A 21438-nucleotide genomic window follows, 5' to 3' on the forward strand; every position below is an offset into this window, starting at 1 on the left:
CCCGGTCAGGGCCGGTGCGAACACATATCCATGAAGAGCCCGGCATTCCTCCAATTAACACAAAGAAGCTTCCGCTGCGGAACGCCATCTGCTGGCGTGATTACAGGGAAGCTTCATCTTTTTATAAGTAAACGGTTTATTGCTCCATCTGCTTAGCCAGAAATCCGGCTGCCGTCTCGGCCATCTTGATTTCCATATTTGCCATCTTCACATTCTCTTCCTTACTGAGCAGCGCCACGGCCCCAATCGGATCGCCGCCCGCGATAATCGGCGCCACGACGAGCGAGCTGTATTCATCACTAGTATCCTTGACAATCTCGAAGGAACCGCCATCTTCCTCTGCTACCGCCTTGCGGCTTTCCATGCACTGCTCCAGTGTGGAACCGATGGATTTCTCCAGAAATTCCTTCTTCGATGCACCGGCAACAGCAATGATGGTGTCGCGGTCACAGATGATCGTGGTATGGTTGGTGCTTTCGTACAGCGACTCCGCGTATTCCTTGGCAAAATCTCCAAGCTCACCGATCGGCGAGTATTTCTTGAGGATGACTTCCCCGTCGCGGTCAACAAAAATTTCGAGCGGATCTCCTTCACGAATGCGAAGCGTGCGGCGGATTTCCTTAGGGATAACCACACGTCCGAGATCATCGATACGGCGAACAATTCCAGTTGCTTTCATATCTAGATGCCCCACTTTCCTTGAAGATTTAGAATTGACTGGAGGATACGGTCTGCCTTATTGGAATAAGGGAATACCATGCGGCGAAAGGTGCTTGCGAATCTGACCATAGTATTCATCCCCTCCCATTTTCTTATACACGCTCATCTGCCCTTCCCGATTCCGCGCTCGGCCTTGATGCTGCACCTGCCAACAGGCATGGGCATACCAGCTCTGACTCTAGGCACTTCGGCTGCGGAGACTGCAGCATTCTCGCCATTACAGTTATAGATTGTTACCGGAGGGCATGAACTATACCTTCGTCCAATTTCGCTCCAGGAAACCCAGGATCTCGCCCGAACACAAACAAACAGACATCCGCCGCAGCCACGCTGCAGAATGTCTGTTTCTGAAGATCATACCGTCAAATACCGCATAATAACCTCATCGCTTAAAGCTTCCAGGCCGCCCTCCCAGGCAATGGCGCCCTTCTCCAGGATATAGAAGTAATCCCCTACACTCTTCACAAAATCAAGACTCTGCTCCGCCAGCAAAATCGCTGTCTGGCCCTCCTCCTTAATGGAGCGGATCACGTCCCGTATGTCGTCCACGATAGAGGGCTGAATGCCTTCGCAAGGCTCATCCAGCAGCAGAACCTCCGGCCGGGAAGCAAGTGCCCTGGCGAAGGCCAGCTGCTGCTGCTGACCGCCGCTTAAGTCGCCGCCGCGCCGCTCATACATGGCCGGAAGCACCGGGAATTTGGCAATGGCATCTGCCGGAATCTCCTTGATTTTACCTGAGCTTGCCTCCAGGCCGAGCAGAATATTCTCATAGACCGTCAGCTGCGGGAAGACCTCTCTGCCCTGCGGCACGTAGCCGATTCCAGACTTTGCCCGGAAACCCGGCGATTTCTTCGTCAGGTTCTTCCCATTGTACGATACCAACCCCTTGCGTGCCTTCAGCACGCCCATGATGCTGCGCATCAGTGTCGTCTTGCCGACACCGTTGCGTCCAAGCAGACAGACCACCTGGCCAGGCTGCACCTTCAGCGATACATCCCTCAAAATGATGCTTTCCCCGTATCCTGATTCAAGCTGTTGAACGGCTAACATCGGCATCCCGCCTTTTTCCAAGATACACTTCCGCGACCCGGTCGTCTCCCTGTACCTCTTCCATGGAGCCTTCCTTCAGCAGCTTTCCTTCATGCATGACCGTTACCTTGCTCGCAAAATTCCGCACGAATTCCATGTCATGCTCCACGACAACGACCGATCGGGACTTGGCGATTTCGTGCAGCAGCTCGCCTGTCTTATCCGTCTCCTTATCCGTCATCCCGGCCACCGGCTCATCCAGCAGCAGGATCTCCGGCTCTTGAAGCAGCATCATCCCGATCTCCAGCCACTGCTTCTCCCCGTGAGAGAGCAGGCCTGCCCGCCAGTCCGCCTTGCGCTCCAGGCCGATCATCACCATCTGGGCGATAATCCGCTCCCGGTCTGCCTGTGTCATCTTCGCTCTCAGCGCAGCAAAGACCCCACGGTTCTGGCTCATCGCGATCTCAAGGTTCTCGAACACCGTCATCGTCGGGAAAATGGACGGCGTTTGAAACTTACGGCCGATGCCAAGCTCCGCGATCTGGTGCTCCTTCTTCCTCGTAATATCAACCTCACCCTTGAAGACCACCTTGCCGGAGGCTGGCTTCACCTTGCCGCAGATCACATCCAGAATCGTTGTCTTGCCTGCGCCGTTAGGACCGATCAGAAACCGCAGCTCCCCCTGCTCCAGATGCAGGTTCATGCCCTGAACGGCCTTAAATCCGTCAAATTCAACCGTTACCTGCTCGCACTGCAGGATGGCTGATTGCTGCCGCTGCTTCATGCTCCTCAGACTCCTCTCGCTTGCGGAATGTAATGCGTGAGAACAATCCGACTAGGCCCTTGGGCAGGAAGACGACCACGATGACGAACAGCAGGCCAAGGAAGAACAGCCAGGCATCTGGATAATTCTCACTGAATACACTCTTCGCAGCATTCATCAGGATCGCGCCTAGCGCAGCCCCCACCAATGTTCCTCTGCCGCCGATAGCTACCCACAGCACCATCTCGATAGACGGCACGATGCCCATCATGGAAGGGGAGATGATTCCCACATGCAGAACGAACAGCATGCCCGCAAGTCCTGCCAGCGCGCCGGATATACTGAATACAACCATCTGGTATACTGCCGGATTATAGCCGATGAACCGCGCCCGGTTCTCCCCGTCACGAACGGCCCGCAGCACCTTGCCGAAGCGGCTCTTCACAATGAAACGGCAGAGGACGAAAGCCGCGATCAGGAGAACTGCTGTTACATAGTACAGCGTGTGCTTCATTCCTTCACCCGCCAGCGGCGTGCCGAACAAGGTAGAGAAGCCGGTCAGGCCGTTCGTTCCGCCCGTTAAGGCCTGCTGGCCGATAAACAGGGTTGTTGTGATGATGACCAGCGCCTGGGTCAGGATCGTAAAGTATACTCCCTTAATCCGGTTACGGAAGGTAAAATAACCAAGAAACAGGGCTAGCAGGGCGGGTATGAGCAGCCCGGCCGCCACAGCAAAGCCAAAGCTCTCGAACGGCTTCCAGAACAGAGGAAGCGAAGCCAACCCGCTCCACTCCATGAAATCCGGCAGCCGCCCGCCGCTTGCTTCAAGCTTCAGATACATAGCCATCGCATAGGCGCCAAGTCCGAAGAATACGCCATGGCCAAGACTGAGAATACCCGTGTAGCCCCATATGAGGTCAAGGCCGAGCGCCACGATGGCGAATGCCAAGAATTTGGCCAGCAAATTCAGGCGGAAGTCGTTTAGATATAGCGGCGCGCAGAACAGCGCAGTTGCCGCCACCGCATAGCCGATCAGAATATAGATCCGCTGCGGTGTTAATGTTCGCAGTTGCACACTGCATCACACCTCTCATCGTTTCTTGTCAGAGCCATGTACGGATACACTCGCCAACTGCTAGGAATCCAGTTGACGGGTCCGCATTGCCACGAGCCCTCTCGGCCGCCACTGCAGGAAAGCCACGATACAGACGAAGACGAGCACCTTGCCAAGCGATGCCGTTGTCCAGAATTCGAACACTGTGCTGGTGACGCCAATCCCCAGCGCGCCGAATACCGTTCCGATGAGCTTGCCCACACCGCCCAGCACAACTACCATAAACGCATCTACAATATAATAAGTGCCAAGCGAAGGCCCAATGGGCCCCAGCAGGGTCAGGGCACAGCCGGCGATTCCCGCTATACCTGAACCGATCGCGAAGGTAAGCGCGTCTACCCGGCGTGTTGAAACACCCAGACAAGCTGCCATATCACGGTTCTGCATAACCGCTCTCATCCTGCGACCTGCATTGGAGCGATAGATGTACAGATACATAATGAACAAGGTGACCGCCACAAGTGCGATGATGAACAGCCGCTTATACGGGAACACAACACCGTCCAGAACCGTTAAGCCGCCGTTCAGCCAGGAGGGGCTTGTGACACCGACGTTCGGTGCTCCAAAGATTGTACGGGCCAGCTGCTGAAGCACAAGCGCTACACCCCAAGTCGCCAGCAGGCTGTCGAGCGGCCGGCCATAGAGGAAGCGGATTAGCGTAAACTCCAGAATAAGACCGATCACGAATGCGATAAGGAAGCTGACCGGTATAGCCAGCACGAAGTACCAGCCGAACATGGACTCAGGAAACAGGTCCATAAATATATTTTGTGTAACATAGGTGGAGTAAGCTCCAATCATAATCAGCTCGCCATGCGCCATGTTGATCACATTCATTAAGCCGAACGTAATGGCCAGCCCGAGGGCGATGAGCAGCAGAATGGAGCTTACGCTGATTCCGTTAAACAGCTGAAGGAACAAGACCTCCATACATTCACCCCTTCTCTTCCTGGTCCCCAAGTACTAGGGTATGAGGGAAGGGAAGCATCCCGCCTAGCTTCCGGCCGGACACTCCCCCTCCATGAAAGCTATAACAGCCTGCCCCCGTTTAACGGCCGGAGCTTAAGCTTGCCGCCCAGTCATAGCCCTTCAGGTAAGGGTCCGGCTTAACGGCCTCCCCTGTACTCCACAGTTCCTTGAACTGTCCGTCCGCCTGCACCTCGCCGATCCGGACCGGCTTGTAAATATGCTGGTTCTCGCCGTCAATCGTGACCTTGCCTTCCGGCGCGCTCCATTCCAGTCCCTTCGCCGCTTCCTTCACAGCTGCTATATCGGTCGAACCTGCTTTCTCAACGGCAGCAGCCCACAGATACACGGCTGTATATCCGGCTTCAATCGGGTCAGCCGTAACACGGTCCGCTCCATATTTGGCTTTATAATTCTCAACGAATGTCTTGTTCTCCGGTGTATCCGTTGTCTGGTAGTAGTTCCATGCCGCCAGATGGCCCTCCAGCACATCAGCTCCAATACCCCGGATCTCTTCCTCTGCAACGCTCACAGACAGCGTCGTCATGTCCTGTGCCGTGATGCCCGCATCCCTCAGCTGCTTGAAGAATGCCACGTTGCTGTCACCATTTAGTGTGTTAAAGACAACATCCGGATCAGCCTGCTGGATCTTGCTGATGATCGTACTGTAATCGGTATGGCCAAGCGGGGTATACTCCTCGCCTGCCAGCTCTCCGCCTTCTGCCTTCAGCTGTTCTTTAATAATTTTGTTGGCGGTACGCGGGAATACATAATCAGAGCCCAGCAGATAACATTTCTTGCCCCGGTTCTCCAGCAGCCAGGTCACAGCCGGCACGATCTGCTGGTTCGTTGTTGCGCCAGTGTAGAAGATGTTGGGCGATGATTCGAGCCCTTCATACTGTACCGGATACCAGAGCAGGCCGTTCATCTCTTCGAAGACCGGAAGCATCGCCTTACGGCTTGCCGATGTCCAGCCGCCGAACACGGTGGCCACTTTATCCTCGGAGATCAGCTTGCGTGCCTTCTCAGCGAAGGTCGGCCAATCCGAGGCGCCATCCTCAATGACCGGAACCAGCTTCTTGCCGAGCACGCCGCCCTTGGCATTGATCTCTTCAATCGCCATGAGCTCAGCATCATGTACGGATTTCTCACTGATCGCCATCGTTCCGCTGAGTGAGTGAAGGATACCGACCTTGATTTCACTGCCATTATCTGATGAACCGCTGCTGCTGGTGCCTGAAGCCGTCTCGGCACCGCTGCTGGCAGGGGCCGTACCTCCATTGTTTGAACCGCAGCCAGCCAGTATCAGGCTCAGCGACAATACCAACAGCAAGACCGAAGACCATACTCTTTTTCTCATGCTCCCACTCCCCATAATCGTTTGTATGTAGTTTCCGAACGTTCGATCGTCTCGCCAGGTGTTTTGTTCGTGGGTTTATTATAGACGCGGCCTTGCTTATATGTCAACATATCTTACATAAAAATATGCCATTACACAATAAATATGCTCAGGGAACTACAGACTGTCGGCGATTAAGCGAAATTACGTAAAAATACCTATCATATTGATTTAAAGTATGTCACTTTCTACTCCGGATTCCCGAAAACATTACACGTAGTTTACATTTAATTTTTACTTAAACAATGCTCCCTTTGTTCGTCTTTATCCTGTTACTGGAAAACCCCTCATCTGGATACTTGCCTTTGGAATAATACAAAAAAACCCTTGGCATAATGCCAAGGGCTCTCTCTTTAGAGTAAGCAGCCACAATTACTCGGCTGTATTACCTTCTGTCGCTGCGTTGCCTTCTGTTGCCTGCTCGCCTTCAGCACCGGCATTACCGGATGCATCAGTGCCTGCATTACCTTCCGTTGCCGCATTACCGGCATCAGCTGGGGCAGGCTCTTCCTGCGGAAGCGTAACCTTGATCTCCAGCTGCTCCTGCTCCTGCGTCATGAACTCATTGAGCTTCTCAACCGCGATCGATTCGCGAAGCTGGTCTTTCTGTTCCTGCGTCAGCTTATCGAAGGTAACCTCTTCGCGCTTCTCTACCTTCATGACATGGTAACCGTACGTCGTCTTAACCGGATCGCCGATTACGCCAATCTCCTGAGTAATAGCAGCATTCTTGAATTCCTCTACCCAAGAATTAACCTGCTGTTCCTCATACAGGCCGCCATTTTCTTTGGAGCCCGTATCGTCGGAGTAGACCTTGGCAAGCTCGCCCCAGTCGCCGCCCTTCTCAAGCTTCTCCTTCACTTCAATGGCTCTGGAGAGTGCTTCTTCCTCTGTACGGCTCTGTTCGCCTGTGGCCGGGTCCATTGTGCCCACCAGGATGTGGCGGACAGTCGCGACCGTGTAGTCAGCCTGCTTTTCTTTGAACGCAGCTTCCAGGTCTTCCTCTGTAATACCTTCGGCAAACTCCACTCTCTTCGCTTCAATTACTGCGCTTGCCGCCAGCATCGTCTTGGCGACGTTTACTGCCTCATCAACCGTCAAACCGCTGTCTGACATGGTTTTCTTCAACTCTTCATTTTCCTTGAGAGCATCCTCAATATTCTTGCGGAAGGTTCCAGCCTGTTCCTCCGCCGTCTTAAGCTGTTCTTCGGTTGCCTTCTTCTCATATTCCTTGTACACGATATAACGCTTAAGCTCTTGCTCCTTGTATTGCGGGATCATCAGATACATCGCATTCTGAGGATCTGTCATCTGCTGCAGGGCGATGTACTTGTTAAATTCTGTTTCGGTAACTTGTCCACCATCTTTATAAGTGGCCACAATCGTAGCGTCGGTCTCTTCTGCTGCCGGAGTGTTACCGCCACCTGTTGTATTCGTATTATCCTTCTTGCCGCAGCCTGCCGCCATCGTCAGGACCAGGAGTGCCGCCACAACAAGCAGCAAGCCTTGCCGCCATGACGATTTGCGTTTATTGAAGAGCATTTTGTAGTTCCCCTTTCGGTTTTAGCGCTTCCCTGTATTGTAACAGAAAACGTTCAAGCATTTCCAATTTCTCATGGTCAGCCAGTCCTTTGCCAAGCAGCTGAATGATCGGCTGCTCGCCTTCAGCTGTGCCAGAGCGCATGAACCGGTTCTCAAAAGCCAGGCAAAGCTTGTCAATTTTCTTGTTGTCCATCCGCTGTCTCTCGAAGACAGCGAATTTCAGAATAAGGTCCTCGCCGCGCTGGGTGATCTGCTCAATTCCATATTCTCTTCCGTATACCTTAAGCCGGGCGACTGACAACAGGTTGTCGACAGCCTCGGGCAGGTCTCCGAAGCGGTCCACGAGTTCTTCGCGCAGATCCTCCGTCTCCTCCACACTGCGTATGACTGCAACCTTCTTGTAGATCTCAATCTTCTGAATGCTGTCGTAGATATAATCCGAAGGCAGATAAGCATCCATGCTGAGGTCAATCTGGGTATTCACTTCCTTCACCGTCTCAGCGCCCTCGCCATACATCTCCGCTTTCCGCTTGGCGATCTCGTCGGCCAGCATTTGGGAGTAAAGGTCAAAGCCGACCGAAGCGATAAATCCGTGCTGCTCCGCGCCGAGCAGGTTGCCCGCACCCCGGATGGACAAATCGCGCATGGCGATTTTGAAGCCGGAGCCAAGCTCGGTGAATTCCTTGATCGACTGCAGACGCTTCTCCGCCACCTCTGTCAGCACCTTGTCACGCTGGTAGGTGAAATAGGCGTATGCAATCCGGTTGGAACGCCCGACACGGCCGCGCAGCTGATACAGCTGGGAGAGGCCCATTTTGTCTGCATCATGCACAATCAGCGTATTAACGTTCGGGATATCGACCCCGGTCTCAATAATGCTGGTGCTTACCAGCACGTCCGATTCCCCATCCAGAAAATCAAGAATGGTCTTCTCCAGCTCCTGCTCCGTCATCTGACCGTGGCCCACCGCCACCTTGGCATCCGGAACAAGCGCTGTAATCTGCTCGGCCATCTGGTGGATTCCCTGAACCCGGTTGTACAGGTAATATACCTGTCCGCCGCGGGCAAGCTCTCGCTCAATCGCCTCCCGCACAAGGGAGGTATTATACTCAACTACATAGGTCTGCACAGGAAAACGATTCTCAGGCGGCGTCTCGATAACAGACAAATCCCGCACGCCAAGCATCGACATGTGAAGCGTTCTCGGGATCGGCGTCGCTGTCAGCGTCAGCACGTCCACGTTCGTCTTCAGCTTCTTCAGCTTCTCCTTGTGGGACACGCCGAAGCGCTGCTCCTCATCCACAATAAGCAGCCCCAGGTCCTTGAAGATTACGTCCTGCGAGAGCAGACGATGCGTACCAATAACGACATCCACCGTACCGGCCTTAATGCCCTTCATTGTATCGTTCTGTTCTTTACGGGAGCGAAAACGGCTCAGCACCTGGATATTAAACGGATAGCCGGAGAAGCGCTCCTTAAAGGTTTCGTAATGCTGCTGGGCCAGAATCGTGGTTGGAACCAGTACCGCAACCTGCTTGCCCTCAATGGCTGCCTTGAAAGCCGCACGTACCGCAACCTCCGTCTTGCCGTAGCCCACGTCACCGCACAGCAGCCGGTCCATTGGACGCGGTGTCTCCATATCCTTCTTGATTTCCTCAATGGCTCTCAGCTGGTCCCTTGTTTCATCATAGGGGAACATCTCTTCGAATTCCTTCTGGTAAGGTGTGTCCTGCTGAAAGCCAAATCCTTCGGATGCCTGCCGCTGGGCATAGAGCTTGATCAGGTCATCCGCGATATCCTTGACAGATGACTGAACTTTGTTCTTGACCCGAGTCCATTCATTGCCGCCAAGCTTATAGATCTTCGGCTCTTTGTCCTCATTACCCACGTACTTCTGGATCAGATCGATCTGTTCGATCGGCACGGACAGCTTATCGCCGCCCGCGTACAGGATATGGAGATAATCCTTATGAATGCCGCCGATCTCCAGTGTTCCGATCCCAACGTATTTGCCAATTCCGTGATTCTGATGGACAACGTAATCGCCCACCTTCAGCTCGGTATAGCTCTTGATCCGTTCCGCGTTGTCAATCTTCTTGTCCACGCGGCGCGCCTTGCGCTGCTTCTGCGAGAACATCTCGCCTTCCGTGATGACAACCAGATGGGAAGACGGCAGCTCAAATCCGCTCTGCAGGTTGCCCTCCACCATCGTCGGCAGATCGATGCTGTAATCCATCAGTACCCGCTTCATCCGATCCATCCGCTCTGGTGTACCCGACAGCATCAGGATATTCGCCCCCGCCTTGCGCCAGCGTTCCATCTCGGCCTTGAGCACATTCATCTGGCCATGGAAGTCCTGCATCGCCCGGCTGACGATGTTCAGAATGTTCTGCGGCTGGGTATGCGGAATCTGCCTCAAGAACAAAGACAGGAACAGCGTCGGGAAAGGCCTCTGATACAGAATAGGCTCCGTCTCTCTTGCCAGTACAAAGCCCGGCAGCGATTTGCCATTCTGCAGAAGATGAGTCGCCCACTCCGCCTCATCCCGCTCCAGCTGCTTCGCTGTCTCAATCAGTCTGGTCGGTTCATCCATAACCAGCATCGTGTCCTGCGGCATATAGTCGTACAAGGTTTCCCGTTCGGGGTAGAGCAGGGAGATGTACTTGTACATCTCAGGGAACTGAATCTGCTGGCGGAGCTTCTCTAGCTCGGAGCCAATCTCCTCGCGCAGCCTCTCCTTGGCCAGCCGGTCCGTCATCTTCTCCAGCTGCCGCTCCAGCAGCTCGCCCGCATGCTGCGCGGCATTCTGCATCCGCCGCTCATCTGCAATTACTTCCCTGCATGGCGGGACGGTATACGATTCTACCTTGTCAATCGACCGTTGATCGGCCGGATCAAAGGTACGGATGGAATCAATCTCGTCATCGAACCACTCCACCCGGTAAGCAGCAGGGGCCGTCAGCGGATAGAAGTCGACGATACCGCCGCGCACGCTGATCTCTCCCTTGTTCTCCACCCGGTCTACCCGTTCATAACCCAACTCTACCATCCGCCGCAAAAACGCTTCCATAGCCATCGTCTCGCCGACCTTAATCGGGATTTGAGCTTGCGCGATTACCTCGCGAATCGGGAGGTACCTGCGGACGCCGGAGAAGGGAACAACAACAACGCCCCGAAACCCTTGCGACAACCGGATCAGAACCTCCATCCGCTGGGCAAGTGTTTCCGGACTCGATATGGCGGCCTCGGCCGCAACCAGCTCATTGGCCGGATAGAGCAGTACCTGCTCCTGAGACAAGCATTCAACCAGATCTTCCGCAACCTTCTGCGCTGCAAACATATTGTGTGTCACAACCAGCATCGGCCGGTCCATCTTCTGCTGCAGCGCCGCCATCCACAGCTGGCGGGAGGAACCGGCCAGACCAGATACCATCTGCTCACGCATACCGCTCTCAAAACCCGCTAACACGTTCTGGAAATCCGGATCAGCAGCTACTGCTTTTATTAATGTTTCCAACGTACAAGGCACCTCGCTTCTATAAAAAAGGACAACATGCAACTAAACGCCCCTAAACCATCAGAGAGATTAGGCGCGTTTACGAGAGTCCGGTTCAAACAGGAAAAAGAAGCCTCGGCATCCGGGCCGAGGCCGTACATCAGCCGGCGAAGGGCCCCTCCTATTGAAGGGGGCTCTCCACCAGCAGCAGTTCGGGATTAGCTTCAAGCGCTTCACGGCAGTATTCGCAGACCACCTTAACGGTCACATCGCCGCTTGCGTTATACGCTATTATATCGCTGCGCTCCTCGGGGGTCAAGAAATGGAAACCCAGTCTGGCTTCTGTCAGTTCCTCATTGTCTAACGTTCCAACTTCGGTCCGGCAGTGCCGGCAGATATAATTCACAGCCATTGTATGCCTCCTGAGGGTACAGTATACCCCCAGTATGCCCCATTTCGGCAAAAACTAACGGTTATATCTCGCCATGGTTTGCTCATATGGATGTGAAAGTGCATACTCAAGCGCATCAGCAGCCGACTCAATCATCCCGGCAAGCTGGTCGTGCTCACTCTTGGCAAAGGGGGATAATACATAATCCGCAATATTGACGCCCGGAGCAGGTCGCGATATGCCCATACGGACCCGGTTAAAGCTCTGGGTACCGGTATGCTGGATAATCGACTTGATTCCGTTATGTCCGCCGGCGCTGCCTTGATAGCGCAGCCTTATTTTCCCGATCTCCGTATCGAGATCATCATAAACCACAATGAAATCGTCCAGCTCCGCCTTATAGAAATCCATGAATGCCCGGACCGTTTCACCCGATAAATTCATATACGTCATGGGCTTGATCAGGTAGACCTTCTCGCCCTGCACATGTCCTTCACCGACAAGCGCCTTAAATTTGCTCTGCGTAACGGAAATGCCCCAACGCTTCGCCAGCGTGTCCACAACCATAAAGCCCACATTGTGCCGCGTCGATTGATAGGTGCTTCCCGGATTGCCTAATCCGACAATCCATTTCATATTTCATTTCCCCGCTTCCAACAGAATAATATTTTTTTCGCACATGCAACGTTCTATTCTTCTAAATTGTCATTATAAGTAGAGGTGATATCATGGTCAATGAAATCATGCATCTGTTCGATTTAGAGATACCGATGTATATTAACGGTCAAATCCTAACCTCCGACCAGCAGCTTCTGGATCACATCGAGCATGAAGTCCCGATACAGGTCTATTGGGGGAAGGAACACCGGGATATCGGTTTTATCGAACAGTTCTGCCCTGATTATGTCAAGGTTAATAATGTATTCTATAACCGCCGCCAGTTTACCTTCAAGTCAAGGCCCGGCTACTAGATTTCCTTAACGTCTGCCTGACGGTTCATTGCCTGTGAACTTTCATGTCCGGTCTTATCTTCGCTATGCCTCTCCACGATCCCAAATGGAGTAGGCCCATGTCCATGCGACACGGGCCTACTCCATTTTGTGCGAAGAGCTTGTCCAGGCGTCTTACGCCTTGGACGCCTCTTCCTCTCTGACTTCCTCGGCACCGGCTTCTTCCGCGCGGGACGCTGCTTCGGCTTCCTCAACCGCCGCATCTTCCGCTTCTTCAGCGGTAAGGTCCTTCTGCGGCGCAAGAACGGTCACGACGACCATTTCCGGATCTGCCTTCAGCTCTACGCCTTCAGGAAGCTTCAATTCGCCTACTAATATATTCTCACCCACCTGCAGGGAGGAGATATCGACAGCCACGGAATCGGGGATTCGGCTTGGCAGACACTGAATTTCGAGCTCATGAAGCATGGTCTGGACAATGCCGCCTTCCTTCTCGCCAGCGGACACACCTGTCGTCTCTACTCTCACCTGTGTGCGAACTGCTTGATTCATATCAATCTGGTGGAAGTCAATATGCAGCAGATTGCGGTTCAGCGGATCGCGCTGCACATCCGACAGCATAACCGACTGCTTGCCTTCTGCCGGAACCTCCAGCTCCAGAATCGCATGCGGGTTAGAGCGAATAAGAGCCATCAGCTCTTTTTCCTCCACGGCAATTGCCGTCGCTTTGCCGATATTTTTGCCGTATACGACACCCGGGACTTTACCCTGTTCACGCAGCTGTCTCAGGTCTGCTTTGGTTTGTACGAGCCGCTCTTCGGCTTTCATGGTTATCGTCATATGGAAACCTCCTCTAATCGTGCATGTGCGTTTCCATATATTCTTACCCATTACCCTGGCTGTTTAACCGTTCCCGAGCTTAATTGCCAGCGTCTCACAGAGAATGCCGGCTAACCCTTCGGTCTGCCGGCATTCATTCATTCTATATACTTGACCGTTCAGAGTCGTTAGCTCTCACTGCCGCGTTCCTTCTTCAGCTTCGCTCTTGCGCGGATTCGATCCGCATACCCTTCCTTGTTAACCTGACGTTCTCTGGCAATGGCCAGATCGCCTGCCGGCACATCATGCGTAACCGTAGAGCCGGCAACCACATAAGCGCCCTCACCGATCTTAACAGGGGCAATCAGGTTACAGTTGCTGCCGACGAATGCGCCGTCACCAATTTCCGTTACGGATTTATTGATGCCATCGTAGTTCACCGTAATCGCGCCGCAGCCTATATTGACATCCCTGCCTACTATCGCATCTCCCACATAGCTTAGATGAGAAACCTTACTGCCTTCACCAAGCGATGCATTCTTCAGCTCGACGAAGTCGCCGATCTTACAGTCGCGGTCAAGCCTAGAGCCTGGACGCAGATTCGCATAAGGTCCGATCGCACAGTTATCCCCAACTTCAGCTTCCAGCAGGACGGAATATTTAACCTGCACGCCGCTATTCAGCACCGAATCCGTAATATCGGCCTGCGGACCAATGTGGCAATCCTCGCCGATAACCGTGCGCCCGCGCAGCACCGTACCCGGATACAGGACCGTATCCGCCCCGATCGTCACACTATCCTCAATATACGTATTGGTCGTATCCATAATCGTTACACCGCCCAGCAGGTGGCGCTTGATAATACGCTCGCGCATCAGCTTCTCGGCTTCAGCCAGAGCAACACGGTCATTGACACCGATTGCTTCCGCAAGGTCGGATGTGCAGTAGGCCTGCACGACATCGCCCGCCTCTTTCATAAGGCCAATGACATCAGTTAAGTAAAACTCACCCTGTGCATTATCGTTACGTATGTTAGCGAGCGCTTCGAACAGCTTCTTGTTATCAAAACAATATGTACCGGTATTAATCTCCCGGACTTCCCGCTCCTCCGCTGAGCAATCCTTATGTTCAACGATTCGTTCGACAGCACCGCCGGCACTGCGGACAACCCGGCCGTACCCGGTCGGATCATCAAGCTCTGCCGTCAGGACAGTTGCCGATGCACCGGAAGAAGCGTGAAGGGCCAGCATGGACTGAATGGTAGCCGCAGTGACGAGCGGAGTATCGCCGCATATCACAATGGTCGTACCCTCTTCACTGCCCAGCAGGCTCTCGGCCTGGCGGACGGCATGTCCGGTTCCCAGCTGCTCGGCCTGCAGCACAAACTCAGCACGGTCACCTACGTAACCCTGAACTGCCTCCGCCCCATGTCCGACGATGACCACTACGCGTTCACAGGACGCATCGCGCACCGTATCCAGCACATGCCCCACCATCGGCTTACCGCATACCGGATGCAGCACTTTATACAATTTGGACTTCATCCGCTTGCCTTGACCCGCTGCAAGCACAATCGCCATTTTCTTCATAACTACTCTTCTCCTCCCCGCTTCCTGCCCACCCGGGGGCGACTATAATCATTACTGACTATATCATTACTTCATGCCAAAAGAAAAGAGAGCCTAAGGGCCCTCTTCTCTCACGACACGAATTCACGCACCTTCTTCAATTGCGGTTTCTTCCTCAGTCGCTGCACGTTCATATTCAGCCAGGACAGCGGCTTGGATTTTCTCCCGAGTAGTGGAGGAAATCGGATGAGCGATATCCCGGAATTCTCCATCCGGAGTACGCTTGCTCGGCATAGCCACGAACATACCATTGTTACCGTCGATCACGCGAATGTCATGAACAACAAATTCATTGTCAATGGTGATGGAGGCGATAGCCTTCATTCTTCCTTCGGAATTTACACGGCGGAGTCTAACATCGGTTATTTGCACTTTGTGTTCACCACCTTTGCCTTTCGAAGACTTGGTGTATAATTCCACATTTCTTCCCCAAATCCTTCTTAAATTTGGAAAATTTACACCACTTTAAAAAGTTTTTTTTGGAGTGAAAAATAGTTCGCTATTGTTCGACAGCTATCGATGCGATAAATTCAATTTCGACAAGAACATCCTTCGGAAGCCGTGCCACTTCTACCGTTGAACGCGCCGGCTTATGCGCCCCAAAGTATTCCGCATAGATCGCGTTCAGCTCTGTAAACTGATTCATATCCTTAATGAATACGGTAGCCTTCACCACATCATTCAGTCCGGCTCCCGCAGCGGCCAGAACCGCCTGCAGGTTGCGGAACACCTGATGCGTCTGTTCCCCAATTCCGCCTTCCACAAGCGTGCCGTCCGGCTTAAGCGGAATCTGCCCGGAGGTGAAGAGCAGCCCCCCCACCTTCACCGCTTGGGAATATGGACCAATCGCCGCCGGCGCATCCGCCGTTGTCAATGGAATTGGCTGTTGCTTGGACATCATCTATTCCTCCTTACTCATAAAAATAATTACCCGGCACTACAGTCGTGTGCTTGGTCTTCATATCAACCGCTGTCAGCTTGGCAAGAGACACGTAATCTTCAAGCAGACGCTCTTCAATCTCAACTTCTCCCGACTCCACGAACACACCCACGCCAGCAACGGTTGCATTAAATTCCGTCAGCAGATCAATCATGCCCTGCACCGTCCCGCCAGCCTTCATAAAGTCGTCAATGATCAGCACTCTGGACTGTTCTTTAAGCGCCCGCCTTGCCAGCGACATCGTCTGAATACGCTTATTCGAACCGGATACATAGTTAATGCTGACAGCCGACCCCTCCGTCACCTTATTGTCACGACGCACAATAACTACAGGCAAATTGAGGAAGGTCGCAGTCGAGTATGCAAGCGGAATGCCCTTGGTCTCCACCGTCATGATCACGTCAATGTCACGGTTGGCAAACGCCGTAGCGAATATCCGGCCCACATCGCTCATAACCGACGGCTGGCCAATCATATCCGTCATATACAGATAGCCGCCTGCCAGTACCCTCTCCGGCTGCTCCAGCTGCTTGCAGATGTCCTGAATCGTGGACAGGGCCGCCTGCTTATCTGTCTTCGGAATGTATCTCACTCCACCAGCCGCACCGGCCAGCGTATGCAGTTCGCCAAGTCCTTCGCCTTCAAACACTTCCTTAATAATCGCCAGATCCTCACTGATTGAGGATTTTGCAGACTGATAACGGTCCGCAAAGGCTGTCAGCGAAATTAACGTGTGCGGCCTGGATAACAGGTATTGTGTCATCTCTACCAGCCTTGCGCTGCGCTTTAATTTCTTCATGGGCCCATCTCCCTGATAAAAACCGAATGTTATAATGTCAATATAACATTTTTATACGGTTTTTTACAAGAAGAACGTAACTTTCATGTCAGCATTCTTACCACGTAGACTTCTTTACAGAAGCCTCTCAGTCCATTGTAGATTCTGGCCACCTTGGATTCCTTGGATACCAGTCCGAATACCGTAGGTCCGCTGCCCGACATCAGCACGCCGTCTGCACCCAGCCGGAGCATGCTTTCCTTCAGCTGTGCGACCTCCGGGTAGAGACGGAGTGTGACCGTTTCCAATACATTTCCAAGCCTGTCACAGACCTCAGTGAAGGACCCGTGGCGAATGGCTTCTACCATTCCTGCCGCCGAAGGGTGGCTCTTCAGCTCGTCAACCCGGAAGCGCCCATACACATCAGCGGTTGATACGTTGATCGGGGGCTTCGCAAGGATCACCCAGCACTGCGGCGGGTTATCAATTGGCTCCAGCTTCTCTCCGCGTCCAGTAGCTATTGCTGTTCCGCCAGTCACACAGAAGGGCACGTCAGAGCCAAGCTCCGCTCCAAGCTCGCACAGCTCCTTCTCGGGGATGTGAAGACCCCACAGACGGTTAAGCCCGCGCAGAGCGGCAGCCGCATCGCTGCTGCCCCCTGCTAGCCCTGCAGCAACCGGAATATGCTTGTCCAGATGAATATAGACGCCTTTGCGCACCTGGTAACGTTCTTTAATCAGCTTGGCAGCCTGAAAGGCCAAATTCTTCTCATCGAGCGGGATGTAACCCGCCTGACTTGATATAATAATCGTATCCCGCGGCAGTTCCTCCATCTCCAGGCGGTCTGCCAGATCGACCATGGTCATGATCATCTCGACCTCATGAAATCCGTCATTCCGCTTGCCCAGCACATCCAGCAGAAGGTTGATTTTGGCCGGCGCTTTCTCATAGATCTTCATCTTATTCACCCGCTCGCCTTATCTCCACTAAAACGATCTTGTACTTCATGCTATTATAACAAATGACGTATGTAAAAGCGAAAGAACGGCCTTTACGCAGATAACGCGCAGAGGCCGTTCATTCATGAGACGGATATCGAAGCTACTGACGATTCGGATTGCTGCTCCCTTGAGCGGACTGTTCAGCCAGCTGAATAGCCCGCTTGATCATGTTTCCCGCATCTTTAGCACGGATCCCGCCCCAGCCTTCCTTCTGGACGGTATCGTAGAAGCCAAGATCCTTGGCGAGCTCATACTTAAGCTGCTCGGACATTACACTTCGTCTTCTGCGGCTCATTCTATGTGGGCCTCCTTCTCTGCATTGTCATGCTGAAAGCTGTACCCTCCATAATATGCGCCGCAGGCATGCCGAACATGCGGGAGCAATCCTGTCAGTGCTGAATATAGGTGATCCGAACCTGCCCTTCGTCATTAACCACCGTTACTTCAACCGATTCCGTTAATATGTCAGCATAACTGTAAGAAACACGCTTGAAGGCGTGCTGGTCTTGATCGAGTTTGACGATGAAAACAGATGGGTAGATTTCTTCCAACACACCGGTACGTTCAATGGTCTTCCGTCGGCCGCCATTGGCCCGAAGACAGATTTTGGAACCCACATGTGCTTCTAAGTTTCGTTTAATTTCCAACAGCGCATTTTTTGCCATTGTCCACTACCACCTCTTTCCTTGTCCATTATACCGGACAAAAGGGGTAGTGTCAAATGAGGCAAATAATTATAACAACCAACCAAATAATCTGTCAACGGGCATTTTGTCTTTTTTAACGTAAATTATGCATCGAGAGCTTATAATGGTCTCATTATCGTCCCTGCGCTATAGCCTGCGCTTGTTTAGGTCTTGGCATACCCACCCGATACGTCCCCGTCGTCTCAATACCACCTACTCCTGCGGCGCCGCTGATCGTACCATAGATCGCATCATTCAAGCTAATCGTCTCGCGTATTGGCGTTTGGCTTGCCTTGACCGCAATATACACGGGGTCCAGCGCATGAATCAGAATCCGGTCCGGCGAGCTTGCAAAATTAGCGCCTGCCTGCAGCAGCGCTTCAAAATGGGACTGGCATGCTCCGGCTATAATAATCAGACTGTCCCGGTTACGGTCATAATTCCTCGCAACCTGCACAGCATTGACAAAATTCTGAGAGTTCTTGTAGCTGCTGAGCTGCTGTATATTGGGCTCCGGCCGATTCTTTAGAAGACCATCATGACCTGTAATCACAATGATATCCGGCTGCAGACGAGGCAGCAGCTGCTGCAGCAGAGCGGGCATCTGCGACTCGTGTGCATGGAGGCCCTGCGCGGGAACCCGCATGTGATTATAGAGCTGCATGCTTTTTCTGAGATAGCTCCCGTCCCCATCGAGATGAAGCACCTTGCCGGGCACTTCAAAATATGGGCCCGAACCCTTGGGCATCCCCGGCCGCGGCCCATAATGCATGCTGCGCTGCTCTTCCAGCCTGGCGGTCTGCTGCTGAAACCGGCGCATCGTCTCGTTTACTTTAATCTTCACTTCCTGTGAAGCCCCCGTCTGCTCCGGGTTATCAACCACATCCAAATCCCCGAACGGGGCATCTGCCAACAGCCTGTAATCGATTCCTTTCAGTATAGCGGAATGCTGCCGGAATGATTCGATACGGAACAGCACATCGCCGCCGTACGATCTGCGCACGACATAATCCCCTTGCTTCATGAGCCTATCACCTCTTCGTCTATCCTATGGGATAACAGCCCGTTTGGTGTGCAGGCACAATAAAAGCCCCATTATCCTTCTCACAGGATCTGGGGCTCTTGAGCAGCCACTCTTAGCGCCTTACGGAGAACGGCTGATGAGGCTGAGGATGCATGCCCGGATAGGCTCCGGCGGCAGCCTGACTCTGACGGTTTATGTATTCTGCTTGATGCAGGGAATCAAACAAGGTCACGACATAGATGACCGGGATCAGAAGGGACAGGAACACAATGGCCAGTACTTTAAGCGGGATGTCGTTCATTCCGGCAAAGACAAGCATAACAATATTACTGATGAGCAGTACCATAAAGGCAAGCCCTCTTGGCAGCTCCCCTAGATAGAGATGGCCTGTTCCAGGCAGTATTAGAGACAGCAATACCGCAGCGGCCTTACTTCTCTTGCGTATCATGACTGGCGCTGGTTCTCCCGCATGTATATAAGAATCCACTTGATCTCACCCCCATTCGTCTATGACCCTTATTACAGAAGTCTTTCCCTTAATTTAGCATACCCCATATTACTGCTCCATTGCTCAGCCTGAGGTTCAGTCTTAAACTGGACTTTAGTCGGGCTCTTACAGCCAGCCCTTATCGACAACTGCATTGCTCAGCCGTGCAAACTCCTGCAGGGACAAGGTCTCGCCGCGGCGTGAAGGCTCTATCTCACAGTCCGTCAGGAGGGTATTGATTTCCTCACGCCGATCCTTGCCAAGCAGCGCAGAGAGATTGTTGGCAAGCGTCTTGCGCCGCTGTGCGAAGGAGCCCTGCACAATACGGAAGAACTGTTCCTCATCCTTTAGTTCAACAGGCGGCGTCTTACGCACGGCAAGCCGGATAACAGCCGAGTCCACATTCGGCTGAGGGATAAATACCGTATGCGGCACAATGCATACCATGCGGGGCTCACAGTAGTACTGGGCAGCCACACTCAGACTCCCGTACGCCTTGGACCCTGGCGCTGCCGCGATCCGCTCCGCCACTTCCTTCTGAATCATGACAACGATATGCTCCAGAGGCAGGCGTTCCTCCAGCAGCTTCATCAAGATAGGTGTTGTCACGTAGTAGGGCAGGTTGGCAACTACGCTAACGCCCTCCATATCGCCGAATCGTTCCCGAAACAAGGCTTGGAGGTCAAGCTTAAGCACATCTCCATGCACGACTTCCGTATTCTCATAGCCTTCCAGCACTTCCGCCAGAATAGGAATCAGCCGCTGATCAATTTCAACCGCCGTCACTTTGCCCGCTGTCCTGGCCAGCTGCTCGGTAAGCGCGCCGATTCCCGGTCCGATCTCCAGTGCTCCCTTGTGCTCATTAAGCTCGGCAGCGTCTACAATCTTGTTCAGGATATTATGATCAATCAGAAAATTTTGCCCCAGACTTTTCTTGAATGAGAACCCGTGCCTTGCTATGATCTCCTTCGTCCGCTTCGGCGATGAAACAACCGGCCTGCTTCCTGTCTCTTCAGGCATCGGATTCACCTCTTCCCTTATCATTATCCAGCAGCTGGACAGCCTGCTCGAATTCTGCTCTTGTGATCTGAAACATCGTGCACCGCTTGAAGAACTGCTTGCCGTTCGCATAGCCGATGCCGAGCGCATTGCCTGCAATAAGCCGGCGCGAAGCTGCCTCCGGGTGCACAATGAGCCCTGCTCCGATCAGATCGTCCCAGGTAATCTCCGCCTCTATTCCAGCCGTCTCCGTACGCAGCGTCGCCAGAGCCCGCCTTATCGCCTCCGGCTTTGCATTCTCAATGCCGATATCCCCCTTATACTCTGCTTCCTCTTGGGGGAGAAATGCATGCTTGCATCCCGGCACACGGCGGGAGACAATCTTGCGTATCCGTTCACCGGCATGGTCGGGATCCGTAAAGATAATGACCCCCCTCCGCTCCGCCGCCAGTTCAATCCTCCGTAGTACCGCCTCACCGATCGCCGACCCGTTGGTCTCGATTGTCTCTGCTTCGACCGCACGGCGGATCGCAGCCGTATCGGACTTGCCTTCCACTACAATGATTTCTTTTATCATGAACCAATAATCCTTTCAAAAAAACCTGCTCTTATGCAACCTAAGGGTGGCCTGGATCGTCTAATGATATACATGAAGTTAACCCTAAGCCGCTACTGGCTAGTATACAGGTTTGGTTGTCTAAATCAC

The 21438-nt window shown here is 53.1% G+C and carries 23 protein-coding genes; 1 reads left to right on the plus strand and 22 read right to left on the minus strand.

From position 1 onward, the window contains the following. Window positions 1–136 precede the first annotated feature (136 nt). The 10 genes from spoVT to pth form a co-directional block, all read right to left on the minus strand. Window positions 137–679 (minus strand): stage V sporulation protein T, encoded by a 543-nt coding sequence (spoVT, locus tag DNH61_RS15875; RefSeq protein ID WP_111147668.1) that lies wholly within the window; start codon window positions 677–679, stop codon window positions 137–139. A gap of 395 nt (window positions 680–1074) precedes the next feature. Then, window positions 1075–1770: an urea ABC transporter ATP-binding subunit UrtE gene (gene urtE, locus DNH61_RS15880; RefSeq protein ID WP_111147669.1), complete on the minus strand. Its 696-nt coding sequence runs from the start codon at window positions 1768–1770 to the stop codon at window positions 1075–1077. Next, window positions 1748–2533 carry an urea ABC transporter ATP-binding protein UrtD gene (gene urtD / locus DNH61_RS15885; protein ID WP_111147670.1) on the minus strand — a complete coding sequence of 262 codons (786 nt, stop codon included), beginning with the start codon at window positions 2531–2533 and terminating at the stop codon, window positions 1748–1750. The genes urtE and urtD overlap by 23 nt, the downstream gene beginning before the upstream one ends. After that, the gene (gene urtC, locus DNH61_RS15890) at window positions 2481–3587 is read right to left on the minus strand and encodes an urea ABC transporter permease subunit UrtC (RefSeq protein ID WP_111147671.1); all 1107 of its coding nucleotides are present in this window, start codon (window positions 3585–3587) and stop codon (window positions 2481–2483) included. The genes urtD and urtC overlap by 53 nt, the downstream gene beginning before the upstream one ends. A gap of 60 nt (window positions 3588–3647) precedes the next feature. After that, a complete protein-coding gene (gene urtB, locus DNH61_RS15895) occupies window positions 3648–4556 on the minus strand; it encodes an urea ABC transporter permease subunit UrtB (protein WP_111147672.1) in 909 nt (302 codons plus the stop codon). A 118-nt stretch (window positions 4557–4674) separates the two neighbouring features. Then, window positions 4675–5952, minus strand: a complete 1278-nt coding sequence (gene urtA / locus DNH61_RS15900) for an urea ABC transporter substrate-binding protein (RefSeq protein ID WP_111147673.1) — start codon at window positions 5950–5952, stop codon at window positions 4675–4677. A gap of 411 nt (window positions 5953–6363) precedes the next feature. Beyond that, window positions 6364–7533, minus strand: coding sequence for a peptidylprolyl isomerase (locus DNH61_RS15905; RefSeq protein WP_111147674.1), 1170 nt, complete (start codon window positions 7531–7533; stop codon window positions 6364–6366). Continuing rightward, on the minus strand, window positions 7520–11050 hold the full coding sequence (gene mfd, locus DNH61_RS15910) for a transcription-repair coupling factor (RefSeq protein WP_111147675.1): 3531 nt from the start codon (window positions 11048–11050) through the stop codon (window positions 7520–7522). The genes DNH61_RS15905 and mfd overlap by 14 nt, the downstream gene beginning before the upstream one ends. Before the next feature lie 160 nt (window positions 11051–11210). Beyond that, entirely contained in the window at window positions 11211–11441 is a 231-nt protein-coding gene (gene fin, locus DNH61_RS15915) for an anti-sigma-F factor Fin (protein WP_111147676.1), read from the minus strand. Between the two features lie 54 nt (window positions 11442–11495). Further along, entirely contained in the window at window positions 11496–12056 is a 561-nt protein-coding gene (gene pth / locus DNH61_RS15920; protein ID WP_111147677.1) for an aminoacyl-tRNA hydrolase, read from the minus strand. Between the two features lie 92 nt (window positions 12057–12148). Here pth and DNH61_RS15925 point away from each other — a divergent pair, with 92 nt between their 5' ends. Further along, on the plus strand, window positions 12149–12391 hold the full coding sequence (locus tag DNH61_RS15925) for a hypothetical protein (protein ID WP_235289528.1): 243 nt from the start codon (window positions 12149–12151) through the stop codon (window positions 12389–12391). Window positions 12392–12544: 153 nt separating this feature from the next. Here the strand turns inward: DNH61_RS15925 and DNH61_RS15930 are convergent, their stop codons facing one another. The 12 genes from DNH61_RS15930 to rnmV all read right to left on the minus strand — a co-directional run bounded on the left by DNH61_RS15930 (window position 12545) and on the right by rnmV (window position 21309). Next, window positions 12545–13210 (minus strand): 50S ribosomal protein L25, encoded by a 666-nt coding sequence (locus DNH61_RS15930; protein ID WP_111147678.1) that lies wholly within the window; start codon window positions 13208–13210, stop codon window positions 12545–12547. Window positions 13211–13377: 167 nt separating this feature from the next. Continuing rightward, window positions 13378–14778 (minus strand): bifunctional UDP-N-acetylglucosamine diphosphorylase/glucosamine-1-phosphate N-acetyltransferase GlmU, encoded by a 1401-nt coding sequence (gene glmU / locus DNH61_RS15935; protein ID WP_111147679.1) that lies wholly within the window; start codon window positions 14776–14778, stop codon window positions 13378–13380. Window positions 14779–14901: 123 nt separating this feature from the next. Next, window positions 14902–15189: a septation regulator SpoVG gene (gene spoVG, locus DNH61_RS15940; protein ID WP_111147706.1), complete on the minus strand. Its 288-nt coding sequence runs from the start codon at window positions 15187–15189 to the stop codon at window positions 14902–14904. A gap of 127 nt (window positions 15190–15316) precedes the next feature. Further along, window positions 15317–15715, minus strand: a complete 399-nt coding sequence (locus tag DNH61_RS15945) for a RidA family protein (RefSeq protein ID WP_111147680.1) — start codon at window positions 15713–15715, stop codon at window positions 15317–15319. 13 nt (window positions 15716–15728) lie between these two features. Further along, window positions 15729–16556, minus strand: a complete 828-nt coding sequence (purR, locus tag DNH61_RS15950) for a pur operon repressor (protein ID WP_111147681.1) — start codon at window positions 16554–16556, stop codon at window positions 15729–15731. An 83-nt stretch (window positions 16557–16639) separates the two neighbouring features. Continuing rightward, a complete protein-coding gene (gene ispE, locus DNH61_RS15955; protein WP_111147707.1) occupies window positions 16640–17494 on the minus strand; it encodes a 4-(cytidine 5'-diphospho)-2-C-methyl-D-erythritol kinase in 855 nt (284 codons plus the stop codon). Window positions 17495–17636: 142 nt separating this feature from the next. Further along, window positions 17637–17831 (minus strand): small, acid-soluble spore protein, alpha/beta type, encoded by a 195-nt coding sequence (locus DNH61_RS15960; RefSeq protein WP_111147682.1) that lies wholly within the window; start codon window positions 17829–17831, stop codon window positions 17637–17639. Between the two features lie 94 nt (window positions 17832–17925). After that, window positions 17926–18201: a biofilm formation stimulator Veg gene (veg, locus tag DNH61_RS15965; RefSeq protein WP_111147683.1), complete on the minus strand. Its 276-nt coding sequence runs from the start codon at window positions 18199–18201 to the stop codon at window positions 17926–17928. Between the two features lie 154 nt (window positions 18202–18355). After that, window positions 18356–19246 (minus strand): sporulation peptidase YabG, encoded by an 891-nt coding sequence (gene yabG, locus DNH61_RS15970; RefSeq protein ID WP_111147684.1) that lies wholly within the window; start codon window positions 19244–19246, stop codon window positions 18356–18358. A 112-nt stretch (window positions 19247–19358) separates the two neighbouring features. Continuing rightward, window positions 19359–19733 carry a hypothetical protein gene (locus tag DNH61_RS15975; RefSeq protein WP_146241053.1) on the minus strand — a complete coding sequence of 125 codons (375 nt, stop codon included), beginning with the start codon at window positions 19731–19733 and terminating at the stop codon, window positions 19359–19361. A gap of 126 nt (window positions 19734–19859) precedes the next feature. Further along, window positions 19860–20753, minus strand: coding sequence for a 16S rRNA (adenine(1518)-N(6)/adenine(1519)-N(6))-dimethyltransferase RsmA (gene rsmA, locus DNH61_RS15980; protein WP_220036948.1), 894 nt, complete (start codon window positions 20751–20753; stop codon window positions 19860–19862). Then, a complete protein-coding gene (rnmV, locus tag DNH61_RS15985) occupies window positions 20746–21309 on the minus strand; it encodes a ribonuclease M5 (protein WP_111147687.1) in 564 nt (187 codons plus the stop codon). The genes rsmA and rnmV overlap by 8 nt, the downstream gene beginning before the upstream one ends. Between the last annotated feature and the right edge of the window lie 129 nt (window positions 21310–21438).

Source organism: Paenibacillus sambharensis, from assembly GCF_003233845.1.
In the GTDB taxonomy this organism is placed as follows: Bacteria; Bacillota; Bacilli; order Paenibacillales; family Paenibacillaceae; genus Paenibacillus_I; species Paenibacillus_I sambharensis.